Source organism: Fluviispira vulneris (genome assembly GCF_014281055.1).
Taxonomy (GTDB): Bacteria; Bdellovibrionota_B; Oligoflexia; order Silvanigrellales; family Silvanigrellaceae; genus Silvanigrella; species Silvanigrella vulneris.
In genome coordinates, this window is sequence record NZ_JACRSE010000002.1 from 271,440 (window position 1) to 291,067 (window position 19,628).

Annotated in this window: 18 protein-coding genes and 1 tRNA gene; 8 read left to right on the forward strand and 11 right to left on the reverse strand. The window is 34.1% G+C overall.

Annotation, left to right across the window (positions count from 1 at the left end; genetic code table 11):
- Positions 1-4 precede the first annotated feature (4 nt).
- Genes H7355_RS05040 through H7355_RS05055 form a run of 4 tightly spaced genes read right to left on the reverse strand, consistent with a single transcriptional unit; the run spans position 5 to position 4,228 of the window.
- Entirely contained in the window at positions 5-1,153 is a 1,149-nt protein-coding gene (locus H7355_RS05040) for a RuBisCO large subunit C-terminal-like domain-containing protein (protein ID WP_186645628.1), read from the reverse strand.
- 25 nt (positions 1,154-1,178) lie between these two features.
- Entirely contained in the window at positions 1,179-2,282 is a 1,104-nt protein-coding gene (mtnA, locus tag H7355_RS05045) for an S-methyl-5-thioribose-1-phosphate isomerase (protein ID WP_186645629.1), read from the reverse strand.
- Positions 2,283-2,315: 33 nt separating this feature from the next.
- A complete protein-coding gene (mtnP, locus tag H7355_RS05050; RefSeq protein ID WP_186645630.1) occupies positions 2,316-3,191 on the reverse strand; it encodes an S-methyl-5'-thioadenosine phosphorylase in 876 nt (291 codons plus the stop codon).
- An 11-nt stretch (positions 3,192-3,202) separates the two neighbouring features.
- Complete coding sequence (locus H7355_RS05055) at positions 3,203-4,228, reverse strand: glutathione S-transferase N-terminal domain-containing protein (protein WP_186645631.1); 1,026 nt, start codon at positions 4,226-4,228, stop codon at positions 3,203-3,205.
- Positions 4,229-4,339: 111 nt separating this feature from the next.
- Here H7355_RS05055 and H7355_RS05060 point away from each other — a divergent pair, with 111 nt between their 5' ends.
- Positions 4,340-4,849, forward strand: coding sequence for a hypothetical protein (locus H7355_RS05060; protein WP_186645632.1), 510 nt, complete (start codon positions 4,340-4,342; stop codon positions 4,847-4,849).
- Positions 4,850-5,100: 251 nt separating this feature from the next.
- Positions 5,101-6,288 (forward strand): elongation factor Tu, encoded by a 1,188-nt coding sequence (gene tuf / locus H7355_RS05065; protein WP_186645633.1) that lies wholly within the window; start codon positions 5,101-5,103, stop codon positions 6,286-6,288.
- A gap of 42 nt (positions 6,289-6,330) precedes the next feature.
- Here tuf and H7355_RS05070 read toward each other — a convergent pair whose 3' ends face one another.
- From H7355_RS05070 to H7355_RS05080, 3 genes are read right to left on the reverse strand one after another with little or no spacing between them, the layout of a single operon-like run.
- Positions 6,331-6,999 carry a hybrid sensor histidine kinase/response regulator gene (locus H7355_RS05070; protein ID WP_186645634.1) on the reverse strand — a complete coding sequence of 223 codons (669 nt, stop codon included), beginning with the start codon at positions 6,997-6,999 and terminating at the stop codon, positions 6,331-6,333.
- On the reverse strand, positions 6,996-7,313 hold the full coding sequence (locus H7355_RS05075) for an Hpt domain-containing protein (RefSeq protein WP_315861825.1): 318 nt from the start codon (positions 7,311-7,313) through the stop codon (positions 6,996-6,998). Before H7355_RS05075 ends, H7355_RS05070 begins: the two co-directional genes overlap by 4 nt.
- Positions 7,313-9,844 carry an ATP-binding protein gene (locus H7355_RS05080; protein ID WP_186645636.1) on the reverse strand — a complete coding sequence of 844 codons (2,532 nt, stop codon included), beginning with the start codon at positions 9,842-9,844 and terminating at the stop codon, positions 7,313-7,315. Before H7355_RS05080 ends, H7355_RS05075 begins: the two co-directional genes overlap by 1 nt.
- Before the next feature lie 232 nt (positions 9,845-10,076).
- On the opposite strand from H7355_RS05080, the gene greB reads away from it, so the two are divergent.
- Together greB and H7355_RS05090 are read left to right on the forward strand one after the other, a co-directional pair.
- Positions 10,077-10,574, forward strand: a complete 498-nt coding sequence (gene greB / locus H7355_RS05085) for a transcription elongation factor GreB (protein WP_186645637.1) — start codon at positions 10,077-10,079, stop codon at positions 10,572-10,574.
- 17 nt (positions 10,575-10,591) lie between these two features.
- A complete protein-coding gene (locus tag H7355_RS05090; protein WP_186645638.1) occupies positions 10,592-11,299 on the forward strand; it encodes a dienelactone hydrolase family protein in 708 nt (235 codons plus the stop codon).
- Here H7355_RS05090 and H7355_RS05095 read toward each other — a convergent pair.
- The 3 genes from H7355_RS05095 to H7355_RS05105 form a co-directional block, all read right to left on the reverse strand.
- Complete coding sequence (locus tag H7355_RS05095) at positions 11,296-12,036, reverse strand: substrate-binding periplasmic protein (RefSeq protein ID WP_186645639.1); 741 nt, start codon at positions 12,034-12,036, stop codon at positions 11,296-11,298. The genes H7355_RS05090 and H7355_RS05095 overlap by 4 nt on opposite strands.
- A 130-nt stretch (positions 12,037-12,166) precedes the next feature.
- Positions 12,167-12,241: transfer RNA gene (locus H7355_RS05100), tRNA-Cys, on the reverse strand.
- 69 nt (positions 12,242-12,310) lie between these two features.
- On the reverse strand, positions 12,311-12,877 hold the full coding sequence (locus H7355_RS05105; protein WP_222435665.1) for a gamma carbonic anhydrase family protein: 567 nt from the start codon (positions 12,875-12,877) through the stop codon (positions 12,311-12,313).
- A 97-nt stretch (positions 12,878-12,974) separates the two neighbouring features.
- Between H7355_RS05105 and H7355_RS05110 the strand changes: the two genes are divergently transcribed.
- The 3 genes from H7355_RS05110 (at position 12,975) to H7355_RS05120 (ending at position 16,745) form a co-directional block, all read left to right on the forward strand.
- Positions 12,975-14,087 carry a hypothetical protein gene (locus H7355_RS05110; protein ID WP_186645640.1) on the forward strand — a complete coding sequence of 371 codons (1,113 nt, stop codon included), beginning with the start codon at positions 12,975-12,977 and terminating at the stop codon, positions 14,085-14,087.
- The gene (locus H7355_RS05115) at positions 14,084-14,764 is read left to right on the forward strand and encodes a tetratricopeptide repeat protein (protein ID WP_186645641.1); all 681 of its coding nucleotides are present in this window, start codon (positions 14,084-14,086) and stop codon (positions 14,762-14,764) included. The genes H7355_RS05110 and H7355_RS05115 overlap by 4 nt, the downstream gene beginning before the upstream one ends.
- Positions 14,765-14,942: 178 nt before the next feature.
- Entirely contained in the window at positions 14,943-16,745 is a 1,803-nt protein-coding gene (locus tag H7355_RS05120) for a PepSY domain-containing protein (RefSeq protein ID WP_186645642.1), read from the forward strand.
- 98 nt (positions 16,746-16,843) lie between these two features.
- Here the strand turns inward: H7355_RS05120 and H7355_RS05125 are convergent, their stop codons facing one another.
- Positions 16,844-17,896, reverse strand: a complete 1,053-nt coding sequence (locus tag H7355_RS05125; RefSeq protein WP_186645643.1) for an NAD(P)-dependent alcohol dehydrogenase — start codon at positions 17,894-17,896, stop codon at positions 16,844-16,846.
- Between the two features lie 205 nt (positions 17,897-18,101).
- On the opposite strand from H7355_RS05125, the gene H7355_RS05130 reads away from it, so the two are divergent.
- Positions 18,102-19,595 (forward strand): S41 family peptidase, encoded by a 1,494-nt coding sequence (locus H7355_RS05130; protein WP_186645644.1) that lies wholly within the window; start codon positions 18,102-18,104, stop codon positions 19,593-19,595.
- Positions 19,596-19,628 lie beyond the last annotated feature (33 nt).

Here is a 19,628-nt window from a genome sequence, read left to right on the forward strand (position 1 = left end):
ATTTCTATAATTCTTTTAGAAATTCTTCTATACTTTTTCTTATTCCTTTTGGATGTGAAAAAATACCAGTGCCTGCATTTAATATAAAATTATTGCCAAAATCTTTTTTAGCCATAGGTGCATGTTCTGGTTTTATTCCAGCACTTGGTACAGGAATCGATTCATTGATGGACCAATTGGTATTTTTTAAGAGACAATGGTTTGCGATGTCTAATGCTAATTCCTTATCGAGACCAAGTTTTCCATAAGGACTTGGAAATAAACTCAGATCTGCTCCTGCAGCACGAATAAATTGCGCTAAAGTGACACGTGGATGAATTGTAGCTTTCGCTTCTTGAATTCCAAATGCTCCAACCAGAGCTGGGTGTGAGACGATTGGTAAATTTGTTACTTTTCTTATTTCTTGCAACACATCAATTCCGGTTATCCATGTGTTGAGGAGAAATGCATTTGCCCCTGCATTTTCTAATGCTTTTGCATGCTCAAGAAAGTGTGGTCCATCAATTTGCAGATGCACGGCATACAAAGTTTTTAAATTTCTTTTTGCAGACTCTTCAGCAATTCGATTGACTCTTTTTAAACTTTCTAAAGGTGTCAAGTCATGACGAATTTCGTCATCTTTTAATAAATGCACTCCTGCTTCTGCAGCTTCCACATAAAGTTCAGAGATTTTTTCTGTACTCATACCTACATTTGGTTTTAAAATACCCATGAGGAGTGGTTTATTCTCTTCGGCGCCAACACTCATTCTAATATTATTAATATTATTTTTAGGTCCTATAAGTGTTTTCTCATGGAAACAATCTTGAGAAAACCAAACGGAATTCAGTTGAACTCCTTCATAAAAACTCATTTTTCCAAAGAGAATAGACAAGAGCCAAGAGAGTTTACCATGCCAAATTTCGATAGGAAAAGCGACTGTCGCTTCATGAAAGCATGAGTCAGATTCAATACTAACTATTTTTGCAATTTTTTTTCTTAAAGTTTCGATAGCGACATGCTGAGTATCCCACGCTCCTAAAGACTGTCCTAAAGCTATTTCTTCGATTAAATGCACAGGGTGTTTCTGTGCATCAATGCGAAATCTTGCAAATGCATGGGGCACGTTATTGAGTGGAGCAAGGAGTTCACTGTTTTTAATGTATTTATACATTGAATATTTCCTGTCGAAAGAGGAATTAAAATAAAGATGTTGTTTTCTTTTTTTTATTTAAAAAATCAGCAATGTCATATTCACCAATCTCATTTTTAACTATAATACCGAGCTCTGTTACAATTCCTGAAATAAGAAACGCAGGAGTAACATCGAAGGAAGGATTCCAGACATCAATACCATCTGCTGCAATTTGCATATTGTTTATATGAGTTAATTCATTTTTAGGTCGTTCTTCGATCATGATTTCTTTGCCAGATTTTTTCTTACAATCGATGGAAGTTGTTGGGGCTGCAACATAAAAAGGAATATTATGATAATGAGCTGCTATAGCAAGTTGATAGGTGCCGATTTTATTAGCAGTGTCTCCATTTGCAACAACTCTATCTGCACCAACAATAACTCCATCAATTCCTTTTTCTTTCATAAGGAAAGAAGCCATGGAATCTGAAATAAGTGTTGCAGGAATTTTTTCATAGACAAGTTCAAATGCAGTTAAACGAGCGCCTTGATTGTATGGTCTCGTTTCGCAAGCAAAAGCTCGTTCCAGTTTTTTTTGTGCATGTAAAGTTCTTATAATTCCAAGAGCTGTTCCATAACCAGCAGTTGCTAAGCTACCCGTATTACAGTGAGTTAATATCTTTACTTTTTCTTTATTAGAAAAGCACTCGGCGCCAAAATGCCCAATAGCCATATTGTCAGAGATATCATTTTGTAGAAGTTTTTCTGCTTTCTTAATAAATAAATTTTTGAGTGTTTCGCCACCAGATATATTATTTTCTAAATGGATTAATTCATTTTGTAATGCACTTTTCATTTCATCTGCCATTTTAAATAAATTAACAGCTGTGGGGCGGCTTTCACATAAAAAATCGAGTTTAGAAAAAATATAATTTTTAGTTTCAACTAAATTTAATTTTTTATTTAAATTTTTAAGTTCACTTGCAAGAGAGAGAGCTGCCGCGATTGCAATTGCGGGAGCACCCCGCACTTTCATACTTTTTATTGCAGCAAAACCAAGATCGCTCGTTGAGCAATCTTCATAGACAAAGGATTGTGGTAATAAAAGTTGGTTAAGTATTTCAAATTTATTATCAAAATATCGAATAGCTTCTAGTGAGTGAGACATTATTTTGGCCTATGCTTTGGTTTGTAAAAAAAATTATTTCCAATATTTACCATATAAAATATCAAGTTTTCTTTTTGTTTCAATGGGAATTAAACTCTTATCGGTCATGATTGCAAATTCCGCTGCATTAAAAATATGATTTTTGCTTTCTAGAGGTAAATATTTATGTATAGCAAGAGCAATTCTCTTAGATGCTTCTACATTTTTCTTTAAGACGGCAAGGACTGCTTCAACTGTGACAGGCTCTGTTTCTTCTTTCCAGCAATCATAGTCAGTAACAAATGCTAACGTTGCATAGGCAATCTCAGCCTCACGTGCGAGTATTGCTTCTGGCATCGCAGTCATACCAATAATGACAGCTCCTTCTTTTCTAAAACTATGACTTTCTGCACGGCTGCTAAAGCGAGGGCCTTCAATACAAACCAAAGCTCCACCCATATGCGTTGTTACATTTTCTTGTTCACACGCTTTTGAAATATATTTTTGCAGCTCTGCGCAATATGGATCTGCAAAACTAACATGGCCAACAACTCCATTGCCAAAAAAACTTCTTTCACGAATAGATGTTGTTTTATCAATTATTTGTGTAGGAATGACCGCAGTTCCTGGAGCTGTATTTTCTTGCAGTCCTCCCACAGCGCTCACACTGACGATATGAGTAACGCCAAGTTTTTTAAGTGCAAAAATATTTGCTTTATAGTTTACTTCTGAAGGAGTAAATCTATGACCTTTGCCATGACGTGGAATAAAAGCAATCGGTTTTCCTTCTATTTCTCCTGTGATAATTTTATCGGATGGTGAGCCAAATGGAGTTGATATTTCTTCTTCTTTTAAATTTTGAATTCCAGGAAGATCATATAATCCACTGCCACCAATAAATGCAAGATATGTTTTTTTAAATTGACTCATTTGAGGATCCTTTAATTGTAAATGCGTGTGGTAAGAACTTCAGCAAAAGCAAAATCCATGGAGGTAACACCCCACTTGGGTTCATGCGTACAAAGTTCTACTTTAAGTTGGTTAAAGTTTTCAAGTATGAAGTTTGAGTGATGATCTGCACTTTCTTGTAAATCACAAATAATTTGGATAGCATTGAAAGCTTCTTCATAATTCTTAAATTGAAAAACTGTTTCAATATATGGACCAGATTTATTGGAATTATTATGCCATATTTGAGTTATTTTATTTTTTAATGCTGTAGATATTTTATCGTTTAAATTAATGATTTCAGCGGAAATATCATCGACTAGAGTTCGTGAAGAATTTTTAATTTTATGAATATCAGCAGAAGGTGAAAAAAGCGGCGTTACAAATTTTGTAAACTCTTCTATACTTGGTACGGATTTTCTTACTAATGAATGATGAATAATATCATTTAAATATTTTGCAACTCGAGAATTAGGTTCTGGCAAAGTCCATTTTTTTCGAATATTTTCTACTGAGAAATAATAAAGAAAAAAGGGGATTAAATTTATATCTGCTGCATTAATTTCCTGTCCACCTAAAAATCTAGAGTTATTTAAATCTAATAATTTCTCCAGCTCATAAAATGCTAAAGGAATTTGACTCAAAGCTCTACGCTCTTTTAAGACGCTGCCATTGCAAAAGAGTGTTTGCATGATTGGCTTTGTTACCTTTTCAGACACCTGCTCAACAGAGTATTTTGCATGCATATTTTCTACAAGATTATTGCCAAAAAGCTTATCACCTTTGCCAGGAATGGAATCTAGATACTCGATAATGAGCATACTTTCTGCAAAACCTATTCCTTTTGAGAGCTCTAAGGCAGGAACGGTTTTGTTAGGGCTGATAGCAAGGAAATTTTCGGGTGGATTTTTTAAATCAATTTCTATTATTTCTATCTGTGGATCGACAATTTTCCTCATTTTGAGGGCTATTTTTACTCTAAAACAAAACGGGCAATCAGGAATAGTATATAGTTTCATTTTTTCCTCCATTTCAATGTCGAATTAAAAACGCGGAATTAACTTCCCTCCTATTTACTGTGAGCACAGGTCGATAACGGAAAGCTCATCTATATAACAGGGGCGGGTCATATGCTAATTCAATTTTTAAATTTTATCTTTTCCTATATGGCTATTTTTATTGGAATAATAATTCAATCCGTTTTCCTCATGTTGCCCATCGATTTTAAAAATTGGGATGATGATTCATTAAACGTCATGACATATGTCGCTTTACAAGTGTTCGTGGGAGGGTTGCTTTTTGTCATTTCTCCTTGGTTTTTTGAATCTTCACGATTGAGTGGATTTACCTTGGTAGGCTTTTTTGGGACGATAGGCATTTTGGCCGTTGCAAAAGCCTTAAAAATCATCCCCCTCGAATTTACCCATGCGGTTAAAGAACAAATACATATTCCCAAGAAAATTAATTTCTTTGAGTTTTTTTATACGAAAAGAATGCTTGAATTGGGGGAAATTCCCTTTGACCAGGCCGATGCTGAAATCCGATATAATGCTTTCCGTGAAAGATTGGTACGTACGCGCGCTGATGAGAACGAGACAATCATGGAAGAATTGATAAACATGGAAAATGAATCTGATTAAAATGTCTTAACAATTTTAAAAAAAGCCAATCTTTTCCTTTGTGGCTGTATGGGATAAAACAAAGCAACTCTTGAGCTAAAAATTTATAAAGAGCACCTAAAAGATCATTGCATTTTCTATGGAATGTTTGTATCTATGCCCTTCACAGGTGCAGGAAGAGCTTTACAATCGCTCCTGACTGTGCTTATTCTAAGCATGATTTTTTTTCGTGTTGTTTTTATTTTGTGTTGCCTATACTGGAGGATTACACCGTGGCAAAGGAAAAATTTGAGCGTTCCAAGCCTCATATGAATATCGGTACCATTGGTCACGTTGACCACGGTAAGACCACTCTTACAGCTGCTATCTCTGCTGTTCTCGCTACACGTCAAGGTAAAGTTGCTACTAAATTCGACGAAATCGACAAAGCGCCAGAAGAAAAAGCTCGTGGTATTACCATTAACGCGTCCCACATTGAGTACGAAACCCCTAACCGTCACTACGCGCACGTTGACTGCCCTGGTCACGCTGACTACGTAAAGAACATGATCACTGGTGCCGCTCAGATGGACGGAGCAATCCTCGTTTGTGCAGCAACTGACGGTCCAATGCCTCAAACTCGCGAGCACATCTTGCTTGCGCGTCAGGTAAACGTTCCATACATCGTTGTCTTCTTGAATAAGTGCGACATTGCTGACCCTGAATTAACAGATCTCGTTGAGATGGAAATCCGCGAACTTCTTAGCAAGTATGGTTTCCCAGGTGACGACACCCCTGTTATTCGTGGATCCGCTCTTGCAGCTCTTCAAGCTCCTGGCGACGAAAAAGCTGGTAAAGCAATTGTTGAACTTATGGACGCTGTTGACTCTTTCATTAAAGAGCCACCACGCCCAATCGACAAACCTTTCCTTATGCCAATTGAAGATGTCTTCTCAATTTCTGGCCGTGGTACTGTTTGTACTGGTCGTATTGAACAAGGTATGTGTAAAGTTGGTGAAGAACTTGAAATCGTTGGTATTAAGCCAACTTCCAAGACTATCTGTACTGGTGTTGAAATGTTCCGTAAGGTTCTTGACCAAGGTCAAGCAGGCGACAACGTTGGTGTTCTTCTTCGTGGTACAAAACGTGAAGACGTTGAACGCGGTCAAGTTCTTGCTAAACCAGGATCTATCAAGCCATTCAAGAAGTTTACAGCGCAAATCTACGTTCTTAATAAGGACGAAGGTGGACGCCATAAACCTTTCTTCAAAGGTTACCGCCCACAATTTTATTTCCGTACAACTGACGTAACTGGTGTTGTTGATCTTCCAGCAAGCGTTGAAATGGTTGTTCCTGGAGATAACGTTGAAATCACAGTTGAACTTATTACTCCAGTTGCTATGGAACCAGGTCTACGTTTTGCGATTCGCGAAGGTGGCCGTACAGTTGGTTCAGGCGCTGTTGGTAAGTGCATCGAGTAATCATTTACTGCAGCTCTATGAGCAAAGTTTATGAAAAAGCCTTCAAGAGTTTTTACTTTTGAGGGCTTTTTGTATTTTAATCATTTTTGTATTCGCAGTGTATTGTTCTAATTCTATTTCGTTTTTTTCTCCAATATTCCCTATTTTTTTTACAATATCTGCTATTCTCCATAGGGCAGTATTTAGTTTTTTTCCGAGTTCTGTTTTATTAATTTCAGAATTTTCTAAACAGTTTATAGCTATTGTCAAAGGATTATTTATTTCGTGATTATATGTTGTGATCATAGCATTTAACGCTTCAATTTTTTTTAATTTTGTCATTTCTCTTGAAAGTTCTGCGAGTCTTAAATGGGTTGAAATGCGAGTCACAGCAATTTCAAAATGCACAGGTTTTTTAATATAATCATTGGCTCCTTTTTGCAGACATTCAATTACGTCTGAAGCATCTCCTTTAGAAGTGACCATAATAATTGGAAGTTCGAGTGAGTTATGAGTCTCTCTAATTTTTTCTAGAATTTCTGAACCCAATTTCCCTGGCATCATGATATCCATTAATATTAAATTTATATTATTTTTATTTAATATTTTAAAACATTGTTTATCATTTTCTGCGTAAAAGGTTTTAAAGCCTCCTTTTTGTCTTAATCCTTCCACCAAAACGTTTCTGTCAAATTCACTATCATCGACGATTAAAATATTATTGTTTGTCATTTAAAAAGTTCCTTTTTAAGGATTTTTAATTCACTTTTTAATTTAATGAGCTCAGTGTTTAAATTTTTATATATAGCCAATGCATCTGTAATCTTTTTTTTTCGTCCCATATCTTCTAGTTTTTTGCAATAATCTATAGATTTATCAGCATAAAAATATGACAGAGCTCCTCTTAAAGTATGCGCAGATTTTTCTAAGTTCTCATTATTTTTTTTGTCTATTGCTTTTTTAATCTTTATTAAATATTTTGGAAGCATAGAGAGAAAACTCTCAATAGTTTTTTGCGCTAAATTTTCCATGGCATTAAAATTCATTAAGAAACAATTTTTATTGAATGATAATGAATTATTTTTAATTTTTTTCTTATTAATTTTTTTTCATTTTTATATATCTGGGATTCATTTATATTTAAATTTTTTCTAAGAATCTCAAAATTTATTGGTTTGCTTATATATCCATCCATTCCGCTGGAAAAACATCTATCAATATCTGCCTGCATCGTGCTTGCAGTCAAAGCCAGAATACGAGGGCGCTGTTTATTTTTAAATTTTTTTGCTATAATTTTCGTGGTTTCAAAACCATCAAGTTCAGGCATATGACAATCCATAAGAATAAGATCATAAGTTTTGGATTCAAGAAAATCTAAAACTCTATGACCATTTAATGCCAAGTCAGCTTGATATCCTAATTTATCAAGGTAACCAAGAATAACTTGTTGATTAATTACATTATCTTCTGCGACTAAAATTTTGAGAGGATTATTTAGACTGAATTTGTCATCGACATCTTTTATAATATTGTTAATTAAATGCTCTTCATGATTTAAAGATACCTCTGCTATAAAATTAAAAATAAAACTTGATCCTTCACCAATTTTACTTTCGGCTTGAATTGATCCTCCCATATTTTCACATAAGCCTTTGCAAATTGCTAAGCCTAATCCGGATCCTCCAAATTTTCGAGTTGTCGAAGAGTCAGCTTGAGAAAACTCTTTGAAAAGTTTGTCAAATGAGTCTTTAGGAATACCTATTCCAGAGTCTTTTACAACAACTTCAATTTGTATATTATTATTTTCAATAAGTTTCCCATTAGAAAATATTTTAATATAACCTTTTTCAGTAAATTTGAGAGCATTAGAAACAAGATTCATAAGAATTTGTCTAAAACGAGTGGGATCGCCTTTTACCCATTTTGGAGTTGATTTGTCATGGGTGTATGTTAAATGAATATTTTTACTTTTGGCTTGAACTTGAAATAATTCTAAAACCTCAAAAATAGTATTGTCCAAATGAAAAGATATTTTTTCAATCTCAATCTTTTTAGCCTCAATTTTTGACAAATCGAGGATATTATTTATTATTTCTAAGAGTAAATATCCACAATTCTGAATTATTTTGAGTTTCTCTCTCTGTTTAGTGCTTATCGCTTCTTCTAAAAGTAAGTTGCACATACCAATTATTCCATTCATTGGCGTGCGTATTTCATGACTCATATTAGCTAAAAACTCAGCTTTAGTTTTTGCTGCTGCCAGAGCAGCTTCTTTTGCTTTATAAAGTTCAGTGACATCATCAATAATCGTCAGCATATAACGAGGTGTTTCATTTGGATTTGTCATTAATGCTATTTTTCTTGTATGAAGCAGCAATAACCCTTTTATCGGAACGATAGTTTCAGCTGCTTCAATCTCAATAAGTTTTCCTGATTGAAAAGCATTGAGATCCCATTCAATGATTTTTTTTGCTTGCTCCTCGGGATAAAGTTCAAAAACTGTTTTTCCAACAGTTTCCTCCGACGAGCGCATTAAAATATTTTCCGCACCTTTATTCCAGACATTTATACGTAAATCATTTTTCATGTCCTTGACTATGATTCCCGAAGGAATATTTTGTAAAATAATATCAAGGAAAATTCTCTGTTCAAGAATTTCTTTTTGTACTAATTTAATTTCATCAGACATTTCTTTCATTTCTGTAATTTCTGTGAATTCATATATTGTATAAATTGGAGAATTTTCTGTTGGTGAATGGATTAGTGAAGTATTCATTCTAATCCAGCGGGTTTTTTCAGTTTCTTTTTTCAGTCCGACTATTATATTTTTTTGATTTTCTTTATAGTTAAATGAAAAAGAAATTGGATTTTTACTTGCAAAAAATGGATTCTCAAATTCATCAATCAAATTATAGCGAGAAAAAATATCGTTGATATTTTGAAGTTCATCTATTGTTAATGAAAAAAAATCGAGACTTGCTTTATTATATTCATGAATTTTACCGCTTATATCTGCAATAATCATGGCATTTATAATATTTTGAAAAATATCATTGAAGTGGTTATTTATTTCATAAAAATTTGTATTTGCAATACGTAGATCTAAAATATGGATAAGATGTTTAGCGAGTTTCTCTAAGGATTTTTTTTGCTCATCGTTCAATGTCTTTGGCTTATTATCTATAACACATAATGTTCCAATTGCATGACCATTGGCTGCAGTTAGCGGCGCGCCAGCATAAAATCGAATGAAAGGCTCACCTGTCACAAGAGGATTATCACCAAAACGGGGGTCGAGTTGAGCATCAGGGATTTCAAAGATTTTCGCTTCATGAATTGCATGACCGCAAAATGAAATATCTCGGTGTGTTTCTTTGGCGTTGAGTCCGATACTTGATTTAAACCACTGTCTATCATTATCAATGAGACTGACCAGCGCTATGGGGGTTTGGCATATACTTGAGGCAAGCTGTGTAATATCGTCAAACACATCTTCGGTTTCAGTATTTAAAATAAAATAATTGTTAAGAGTTTTTTGCCGTTCGTTTTCAGCTGGACCTTTTACCGCTTTTTTCATTTTTTTCCCTTAAAAGACTTATTTTAAATAAATATAGCATTTTTTAAAAATTATTTAGGTCTTTTTAAAAGGGCATTGTCATTTTAATGAAATAGAAAAAATAAATATTTATTCCATTTAAGCAATTTTTGCTTTCTTGCATAAATAAAATCATAATGTTAGCTTAAATGCGAATTGAGTAAGCTGCTCAACATGCAGACTATATGTTTTCTAAAGAAAAAAGTGTGTTTTAATGAATTTCAAAAGCGAACTATCGAAAAATCCTGTAAACCTAATCACCCCCGAGGGTTATAAAAAACTGATAGATGAATTTACTGTACTTTCTAAAATTGAACGCCCTGCTGTTGTGCAAGAGGTCTCTGCTGCAGCCAAACAGGGTGATCGTTCTGAAAATGCAGAATATCAATATGGGAAAAAACGATTGAGAGAAATTGATAGAAGACTTCGTTTTTTAGATAAAAGAATATCTTTGGCTAGAATTGTCAATCCGCAAGAACAAGTTGGTGATAAAATTCTATTTGGTGCAACCGTTACTTTAAAAAATATAGATGGAAAAAAAGTAATTTATCAAATTGTTGGGGAAGATGAAGCAAATTTGAGTATGAAAAAGGTAAGCTGGATATCTCCATTAGGAAAAGAATTATTAAACAAAAAGGTTGGGGAAATTGCAGTTGTGGAAGCTCCGGCAGGTCTGCGTGAATACGAAATTGTTGATTTTATTTTTAAATAAAACAGGAGAAAATTCTTATGAAGACGTATGATATAGATTACCGAGTAGAAGATACTATTTGTCGTGGTTATTGTATTGAACCACAAGCGGAAGGAAGAAAACTTCCCGGTATATTAATGTTTACCGATTTTTGGGGGCTCAACAGTCGACAAAAAAAAGTTGCAGAAAAATGGGCAAATCTTGGAGCTTTAGTGTTAGTTGCTGATCTTTATGGGGAACAAAAAACAGGATCTTCATTTGAAGAATCTGGTAAACTTATGCATGCTGCAATTGAAAATGAAGAAGTATTTAATAAAAGAGTTTTTGCAGCTTACGAATTGCTTAAGAAAAGTTCTATGGTAAATAATGATCAATTGTTTTCAATAGGATATTGTTTCGGTGGTGCTGTATCTTTAAAACTTGCTCGCATGAGTGAAGGTTTAAAAGGTGTTATCAGCGTACATGGTTTATTATCAAGTCAAATAAGAGTTCCTGCAAATAAAAAAATGCCTAAAATACTTATTTTGAATGGAGCGCGTGATGGGATGGTGCCTGATTCAGATATAAAAAGTTTTCATGAAGAAATGATTGCTTGTAATGCCGATTTTACTTTTATTTCTTTTGGACAAAGCACGCATGCTTTTACCAATCAGGATGCTGCAGGTAATTCAGTAACTGCATACAACTATTCTGCAGATAAAAGGACAGATATTTATGTTAGAGAATTTTTAAAGGAAAACTTCTAATAGGAGTCAATAATTTCTTTATATTCTTTTGTTTGTATAAATTTTTTTGCTTCTTCATCGAATTGATTTATAAACTTATTATCCATTTCCTTTTTAAAAATAACATATAATTTTAACTCGTTTATTCTTTCTCCAATAGGTATGACTTTATTCATATAATTTAATTTTTTTACCGTAGATGAGTTCATATAAGCATCATTTGAAGTCATAAAATCGGCTTCATTTTTGATAATCGCTAAGAGGCATGATTTGGCATCGAATTTTGAAATTTCCTTTATTTCTTTTTTTTCAATTAATTTTATCAAAGCATCTTCTTTATAATAGCCAAGTGGATTGCATAGAATCGTATTTTTGAAATTTGCAAAATTCTTTTTGCTTTGATGTTTGACATTTGCATATATAAAAATATTGCCATTTACTAAGCTGACGCTTGAATATTTAACTTCTTTTTTTCGCTCTTCTGTTACAGCGTATGGGAATGTTACATCGGCTTTATTTCTTTTTACCATTTCATAACCACGGGCCCAAGGGAGAAATTCTATCCCATAATTTACTTTAAGGCGCTTAAAAATTTCCTTGACAATAGTCGTATACATACCACCATTTTTAAGTTTTTCATCTGTGTACGGCGCGAAATCGTTACCTGTAATTAAAGTTAGTTTTTCAGAACTATATGAAAAGCAGTTTAAACTTATCAAAAATAAAACTAATAAAAATTGTAGAAATATTTTTTTCATAGTTCTCTCGAGTAAGTATTTTCTTAAATTAATACATTTAAGAGAAAGTTTGAAGAACTCAAGTGTCAAGGATATTGTCAAATGTTTTAATTTAGAAATTTGGATTGACTTGGAATCTCGAGGAAAAATTTGGAGGTGCCGATCGGATTTGAACCGATGTGAAAACGATTTGCAATCGTTTGCGTAGCCGCTCCGCCACAGCACCATCTAAAGAGTGGATGAAGCTATAACGTCTTTATTTGAACTTTGCAAGCCCTTCTCTTAAAAATTACAGTTATTTGGGTATATTGCTGTAATTAAAGCCTTTTGTGTACTCAAGATAACGGAATGTGGTGTCGAGTACACGCTTGATTTCATCATCTTTGACCTGGCGAACGACTTTTGCAGGTGAGCCAATGACGAGACTCCTCGGGGGGATAATTGTCCCCTGAGTAATAAGACTGCCAGCCCCAACTATACTCTCTCTGCCAACGACAACTCCATCCATAATAGTTGCTCCCATACCGATAAGACAACCTTCTTCAATCGTACAACCATGGACAATTGCGAGATGGCCGATACTGACATTTTTAGCGATATGGGTCGGATTTTTCTGGAATGTACAATGAATGACGGCTCCGTCTTGAATATTTGTATTTTCACCAACTTTTATATAATGGACGTCACCGCGAACAACGGCATTAAACCAAATGCTGCAGTTTTCCCCAAGTTCAACATCACCAATTATGCGTGCTCCATCTGCCAAAAAAACGGAATTCGGGATTTTAGGCATGATTTCTTTATAAGCTGTTATTGTTGCAAAAGGACTTTTATTTTTTAAATTCGTTGATTCATGTTCCATAAATGACTCTTCTCCATCTCAGTTCATTTCGAAAATATCCGATGAGTGCAAAGGTTACAATAAGTAAAATTTATATTAGGAAAATAATTTTTTGAAAATGAATATCATAAAAATTTTTTTTAATTTATCTTGCAAATTTTTATTTTTACTCATTTGTAACCAAAGTGTGATTGCTCAAGATATATCAAGTCTTAAAAAATCAGCGCCCATTTATCAAAATTCATTTGACCTTGCGAGCGGTGGTGCAAGCATGACTCGAGCAACACAGGAAGGTGTTTTATTTGCAAATCCAAGCTTACCCGCATTTGGCGAAGGAATCATCCGATCGATTTTCTTAAAAAATACAGCTAGTATTGGGGCACAAAGCATAGGTTTTTTAAATGATGTAGTAACAGCTGCTGGAAATTTAAATACTGCCCAATTGCAAAATTTATTAGGAGATATAGTAAAAAAACCAGTTTATTTTGGCTTAGATTCCGCGGCTGGTCTTATTACTTCAAATTTTAGTATTGCAGGTTTTAGTTCCGCTAAAATAGATCTCAATGGGCGCCAGTTTGGTATTTTAGGTCTGCCAGATATTCAAATTAAAAGCAATGGTTTTGTTGGGGTTGCTTCTGCTATTAGCACACAATTTGCTGATACTTTAGCAATTGGTATAGGACCAAAATATATTTACAATGCAGAAATAAACGCAGACTTAGGAGTAAATGATATTTTAAATGCAAGTCAAGCACAAAGTATAATAACAAACTCATTGAAAAATGGCACAGCTATTTCGACTGATATTGGTGTCACTTTCCAAAAGAGAACAAAACACTTTGATGTGCGTATTGCAGGAGTTGTAGAAGATGTAGGTAATACACAATTTACAGGTGGGGTGCCTCCTTGGTTACAGACCTACAATGCCGGTATTGGATTTTCTATTCACGATGAGACAAATGCTTTGCATTGTGCTTTGGATTACCGTGATATTTCCGATGTGTATAAAGAAGATTTGCCAAAAAAAGTGTATATGGGATGCAAGCTTTTAATTACGCGCATTTTTGGATTAGGCTTTGGTTATTTACAAGGTTGGCCTTCATATGGTTTTGTTTTGAATTTATTTTTAATGCGAATTGAAGCTGGTGCATATACAAAAGATGCAGGTAATTATCAGGCAGGACTCGTAGGGCGACAAGTTTATTTTGCTTCTTTAGGATTTGAATTATGAGAAAATTAATAATTGGTATCACATTTTTGTCAATTTTAATTAATATAAGTTCATGTAGAGGTAATATATTATCTTCTTTTGCAGATCAAGATTATCAAGAACAAGCAGAAATCGATATGCAAAATGGTGATTATACATCAGCTCAAACTAAATTATTAAATATTTTAACGACAGAACCAAATAATTATACTGTTAGATCTCTGCTTGCAGCCTGTTACGCAGCACAGGGTGGAATTATTATTTATCAAGTGTTATCAAATGCTCTCACAAGCTCAAGTTCTTATAACATTAATACCAATCCATTTGGCTTTACTTCATCAATTTTACCAAATCCCACAGCATATATTTTAGGACAAATGCAACTGGCAATCGATTCAATGTCACTTATCCCAGCTGCTAGTATGACGAGTGATATGCAATTTGTTCAATCCATGTTTATCAATCTCTATTTATTACTTCAATTAGAAGATTTATTAACTTTACTACGAGCAGGGACTCCATGGACAGCTGCGCAAACAACATTAGTCGTAAATACTTATAATTCTGCTCTTTCTTCAAATGTATCAAGTACAAATCCCATCACACAGCTTTTTTCAGTAATTACGACTGGAATTTCACTCACACCGGGAGCGACTCAAGCACAACAAATTCAAAACTTTTTAACTGTATTTGAGTAAAACATAAAATAATTTCACATTAATTGATATTTAAATCAATTCTAAAAATTATTAATTTAATTTTTTTAAAAATAGCAAATGAGTGTGTCAAAAATCTAACTGGCCATTCTTTTGAATGTATTGGTATATTGATGTTCCATTACACTTTCTTAAAAACATTTTCCTTAGGGAGATTTAAATGAATAAAATGTCTTTGGCATTGATAAGTTCTTCTATCTTTACTTTGGTATCTTTATCTGCAGAAGCTGGAAGCTCTGTAAAAACAAATGACTTGATTAACTCTCTTACTGTTGGCGTGAGTCCCTTACCTGAACTTATTGAAAGTGGAAATGGCTTGTATCGAGCGGATGGTGTTGCTGAAATAATTTCTGAAGACAATTATAGAACTGCTGATTCAAATTTAGCAAAAAATCTTAAAAATTCTGAAAATAAAAAAGATACTTCAATCGCAATCGCACGTGATTATCTAAAATTAAATGCGAGCAAATATGGTTTAAATACATTTGATATTGACGATCTCAAAGTAACAGATACACGGCTGAATGAAACATTTTCAGTTGTGAGATTTGAACAACGGATTAATGATGTTCCTGTATATGGCAGTGAAATTGCTGTAACTGTAACTTACGATGGAAAAGTCACTTTTGTGGCAAGCAATACTGTAACTGGGCTTGTAAAAATGAAATTTTCAGCAGTTAAAGTTATTGAGAAAGAAAAAGCGATTGAGATTGCTAAAAAACATCTTGGTGTTGTTCGTCTAAATTCTAAAAAAGCAGAGCCAGTGATCTTTAAGGGAGACGATTCCCTTCAATATGACGCTTGGCAAGTTAAATTAACACCAAAAGATGGTCCAAAAGGCGATTGGGAAATAATTATTGATGCAGCTACAGGAAAAATACTTCGCTCTGAAAATAAAGAATTGCATGCTAAGGGTTCAGCAAAAGTTTATAAAACTGATCCATTAGCATTTGCTGGTAAAAAATATGGTGATGCAGGATTTGTTGATAATACAACAAATCCCTCTTCAGCAAATACTTCGCAAAGTCCCTCTGATTCTCCAGAACTTACGGCCGCACGTGTTGCTGTTACCTTAGAAGATATCACTCTGAAAGATGGAAATTATTCGCTTGCAGGATCATATGCTGTATGCTCTGATTTTGAACCACCAACAGATAGCGCTTGTCCTGTGCAAAATAAAAATGAGTTTGATTTCACTCGGACACAAGTCGGTTTTGATGGGGTTAATGCGTATTATGCAATTGACTCATATATGCGTTATGTCAATGAAGCTTTAAATGTAAAAGTCATGCCCTATCAATACAAAGGTGGTGTTCAATTCGATCCGCATGGATTAAATGGAGATGACAATTCACATTTTATCCCAAGCACAGGTAAAGTTGCTTTTGGCCAAGGCGGTGTTGATGATGCAGAAGATGTCGCTGTTGTAATTCATGAATTGGGGCATGGAATTCACGATTGGTTAACACGTGGCAATGCAGGCAATGATGGACAAAATGGAATTGGTGAAGGTACGGGAGATTATTTAGCTGCAGGTTATTTACGGGATAAGCAAGAAAGCAAATGGAAGCCAACGGATACAGAGTATCAATGGGTCATGCGTTGGGATGGGCACAATCCTTTTTGGGGTGGGCGTGTAACAAATTGGAATGTTGGCCGCACTTATCCTAAAGATGTTGTTAACACTGGATCTCCGCACACTGCAGGTCAATATTGGTCTTCTTGCAATATGGCAGCGCGGGATAGAATTGGGGCAAAAGAAATGGATAAAGTTTTCTTAAACGGCCTTTCAAAAACAGTGCGCTCAACCAATCAAAAAGGCGCAGCACAAGCAATTATAGATGCAGCTAGAGATATGAAATATACTCAAGTTCAAATAAATAAAATTGCTGAAGCATATAATACCGCTTGTACCTATGGCGTCACTGTGCCAAAAGCGCTTGATCCAATAGAAGGTGAATAATAAGTATTTTATTCTCAGTCTTATTTAATCTTAAGATCTGCAACGGAATTCATTCTTTATAAGTTTGAATTCCGTTGCAAAATATTTATTTAAAAATTTTAATCTTGGTTCAATGATTTAATATCAATCACAAATCGATAACGAACATCGCCTTTAATTATCCTTTCATATGCATCATTAATTTTATTCATCTCTATGATTTCTATTTCAGGTGTTACATTATGTTTCGAACAGAAATCGAGCATTTCTTGAGTTTCTGCAATTCCGCCGATCAATGAACCCGCTAGCTGGCGGCGACGGAATATGAGCGGGAAAACATTAATTGAATTTGGCTTTTCTGGAGCTCCTACTTGCACCATCGTTGAGTCTAATTTTAACAGGGCAACATATTGTCCTAAATCTGTATTCATTGAAACAGTATTTAAAATAAAATCAAATTTATTTAAATGCTCATTCAATGCGTTTTGCTCTGAGGAATTGATATATTCTTTTGCTCCAAATTTAAAGGCATCTTCTTTCTTTTTATTCGAGCTGCTCACCACAGAAACTTCTGCTCCCATTGCGACAGCTATTTTCACTGCCATATGCCCTAAACCACCTAAACCGATTACTGCAACTTTTGAACCTTTTGTTACTTTCCAGTGATTTAAAGGTGAGAAAGTTGTTATTCCAGCGCATAAAAGTGGTGCTGCTTTGTCGAGGGGTATATTATCTGGAATTTTTAAAACAAACTTTTCGTCGACAACTATTTTGGAAGAATACCCTCCATAGGTGTAACCTTGTCTGCCTTTTTCAACTCCATTGTATGTCCCGACAAAACCTACATCACAATACTGCTCAAGACCATCACGACACGATGGACAGTTTTGGCAAGAGCCAACCATACAGCCAACTCCGACACTGTCACCCACTTTAAATTTTGTTACTTTATTTCCGACTTGCGCTATTTTACCTGCGATTTCATGTCCAGGAACGACGGGATATTGGGTCTGACCCCATTCATTTCGAGCAGTGTGAATATCGCTATGGCAGACACCACAGTATTCAATGTCAATAAGAATATCGTTTGCGCCCACTTCCCGACGCTCAATGTGGAATTGTTTTAGTTTTGCTTTTGCATCGAGTGCAGCATAGGCATTTATGAGACTCATATTTGGCTCCTTCAGTTTAAAGAATGCAGTGAGCTTAAGTTAAATTAAAAATAAAAGCCATAATTAAATATTGTAAAAAATGGCAATAGATTTGTAATATATTGCTCACTTTATATATTGAAACTTTTTACAAAAGACAAAAATCAGATTAAAAAAGACAAATGTAATTCTTACGTTAATAGAGAAATATGGAAAGGACTTTTAGATGAATTTAAATTTTAGAAAATTATTGATTTGTTTTTCAATTATGCCAAGTTTTATTTATGCCAACGAATGGAGCGATAAAGCAAAACAAGATATCGATGAAGTTTATACGATCCTTAAAGAAAACCATCCTGGGTATGTGGATTCTCTCAATCCTGATTTTAAAAAAGATTTTGAAAAAAATTATATAACTGCCTTGAAAAATTCTGAAAAAATTGATTCCTATAATGGCTATTATTTTACACCGAAAGAATATATTACCACTTTTCGCGATGGGCACACTCAATTGAGTTTTAGCAATGACTTGCTCAGGCCAGATGATGACAAAGAAATAGAAAATGCTGGAGTTATTATAAAGTACAGAAATAATAAGTTCCTTGTATCATCATTACTAAAAAATAAGGAGAAAAATGCTAAATATCCAGAAATAAATAGTGAATTTATAGCATGTGATAGTATAAGTGCTGAGGAATTATTTAATGAAAATATTTATAAATATTTAGGGAACAGAAATATTGAACTTGTAAAGATTGCTTATTCACGGAATTTATTTCTGAACTATAATAGTCCTGAGCAGAAAAAAAATAAAAACTGCGTGTTTAAAAATAGCAAAGGGAAAATTGAGAAATTCAATCTGGTTTGGCAAAAAACAAAATATTCTGATCTCAAGAATCATTTTTTAAATGCAAGTGTTGGTGCAGAAACGCAATTTAAATTTGAAGAATTTGCCAAAGGAAAATATTGGATATCTATGCCTTCATATAGTGAGGAAGAAAAGTTTGAGAAATTGTATGCAGAAATAGAACAAAATACGAATGAACTGCGCAATGCAGCGCTCATTGTTTTCGATGTGCGTGGAAATACGGGTGGAGATTCGTCTTTCGGCAGCAGTGTTATAAAACAAATATGGGGAAAAGAATACTACAATAATTTACCGAAACAACAAAATGAATATGTTGAATGGCGTGCCTCTTGGGGCAATTATAATTTTGTTAATAATCAATATTTTAAAAAATTTTCAGGGGCAGAAGAAAAGAAGAATATAAATAGATATCGATATTATGAAAGCCTATTAAAAAATATCAAAGCTGCAATCGCAAATAAACAGGATTATTATCTTGAAAAATATTATGAAGAAGATAAAGAAAAACCAAAAAAAGTAAAAGTTTCCAATAAAGTTAAGGCAAATATTGTACTTTTAACCGATGCTCGTTGCGCCAGTGCTTGCTTAGATTTTGCCGATGAAATTTATTCACTACCGAATGTTAAGCATGTTGGCCAGATAACAGGATCAGACACTCAATATATGGATATAAGCATAACTAATTTAAAAAGTGGGTTAGCTGAATTGATATACCCTATGAAAGTTTATCGCAATAGAAAGCGTAAGGCAGATGAAAGTTATCTGCCCCAATATGTTTATGATGGTGATATTTGGGAAACGGAAAAGTTGAAATCATGGATTTTGAGTCTGCAAGAAGAGAACAGATCATAAGAAATATTATTGAAATTTAATGATAATAATGTT

What these genes read in the sequence shown, in the direction of transcription:
- H7355_RS05040 (WP_186645628.1), bottom strand. Translation starts at nt 1,153, where the DNA reads ATGTATAAATACATTAAAAACAGTGAACTCCTTGCTCCACTCAATAAC.
- mtnA (WP_186645629.1), bottom strand. Translation starts at nt 2,282, where the DNA reads ATGTCTCACTCACTAGAAGCTATTCGATATTTTGATAATAAATTTGAA.
- mtnP (WP_186645630.1), bottom strand. Translation starts at nt 3,191, where the DNA reads ATGAGTCAATTTAAAAAAACATATCTTGCATTTATTGGTGGCAGTGGA.
- H7355_RS05055 (WP_186645631.1), bottom strand. Translation starts at nt 4,228, where the DNA reads ATGAAACTATATACTATTCCTGATTGCCCGTTTTGTTTTAGAGTAAAA.
- H7355_RS05060 (WP_186645632.1), top strand. Translation starts at nt 4,340, where the DNA reads ATGCTAATTCAATTTTTAAATTTTATCTTTTCCTATATGGCTATTTTT.
- H7355_RS05070 (WP_186645634.1), bottom strand. Translation starts at nt 6,999, where the DNA reads ATGACAAACAATAATATTTTAATCGTCGATGATAGTGAATTTGACAGA.
- H7355_RS05075 (WP_315861825.1), bottom strand. Translation starts at nt 7,313, where the DNA reads ATGAATTTTAATGCCATGGAAAATTTAGCGCAAAAAACTATTGAGAGT.
- H7355_RS05080 (WP_186645636.1), bottom strand. Translation starts at nt 9,844, where the DNA reads ATGAAAAAAGCGGTAAAAGGTCCAGCTGAAAACGAACGGCAAAAAACT.
- greB (WP_186645637.1), top strand. Translation starts at nt 10,077, where the DNA reads ATGAATTTCAAAAGCGAACTATCGAAAAATCCTGTAAACCTAATCACC.
- H7355_RS05090 (WP_186645638.1), top strand. Translation starts at nt 10,592, where the DNA reads ATGAAGACGTATGATATAGATTACCGAGTAGAAGATACTATTTGTCGT.
- H7355_RS05095 (WP_186645639.1), bottom strand. Translation starts at nt 12,036, where the DNA reads ATGAAAAAAATATTTCTACAATTTTTATTAGTTTTATTTTTGATAAGT.
- H7355_RS05105 (WP_222435665.1), bottom strand. Translation starts at nt 12,877, where the DNA reads ATGGAACATGAATCAACGAATTTAAAAAATAAAAGTCCTTTTGCAACA.
- H7355_RS05110 (WP_186645640.1), top strand. Translation starts at nt 12,975, where the DNA reads ATGAATATCATAAAAATTTTTTTTAATTTATCTTGCAAATTTTTATTT.
- H7355_RS05115 (WP_186645641.1), top strand. Translation starts at nt 14,084, where the DNA reads ATGAGAAAATTAATAATTGGTATCACATTTTTGTCAATTTTAATTAAT.
- H7355_RS05120 (WP_186645642.1), top strand. Translation starts at nt 14,943, where the DNA reads ATGAATAAAATGTCTTTGGCATTGATAAGTTCTTCTATCTTTACTTTG.
- H7355_RS05125 (WP_186645643.1), bottom strand. Translation starts at nt 17,896, where the DNA reads ATGAGTCTCATAAATGCCTATGCTGCACTCGATGCAAAAGCAAAACTA.
- H7355_RS05130 (WP_186645644.1), top strand. Translation starts at nt 18,102, where the DNA reads ATGAATTTAAATTTTAGAAAATTATTGATTTGTTTTTCAATTATGCCA.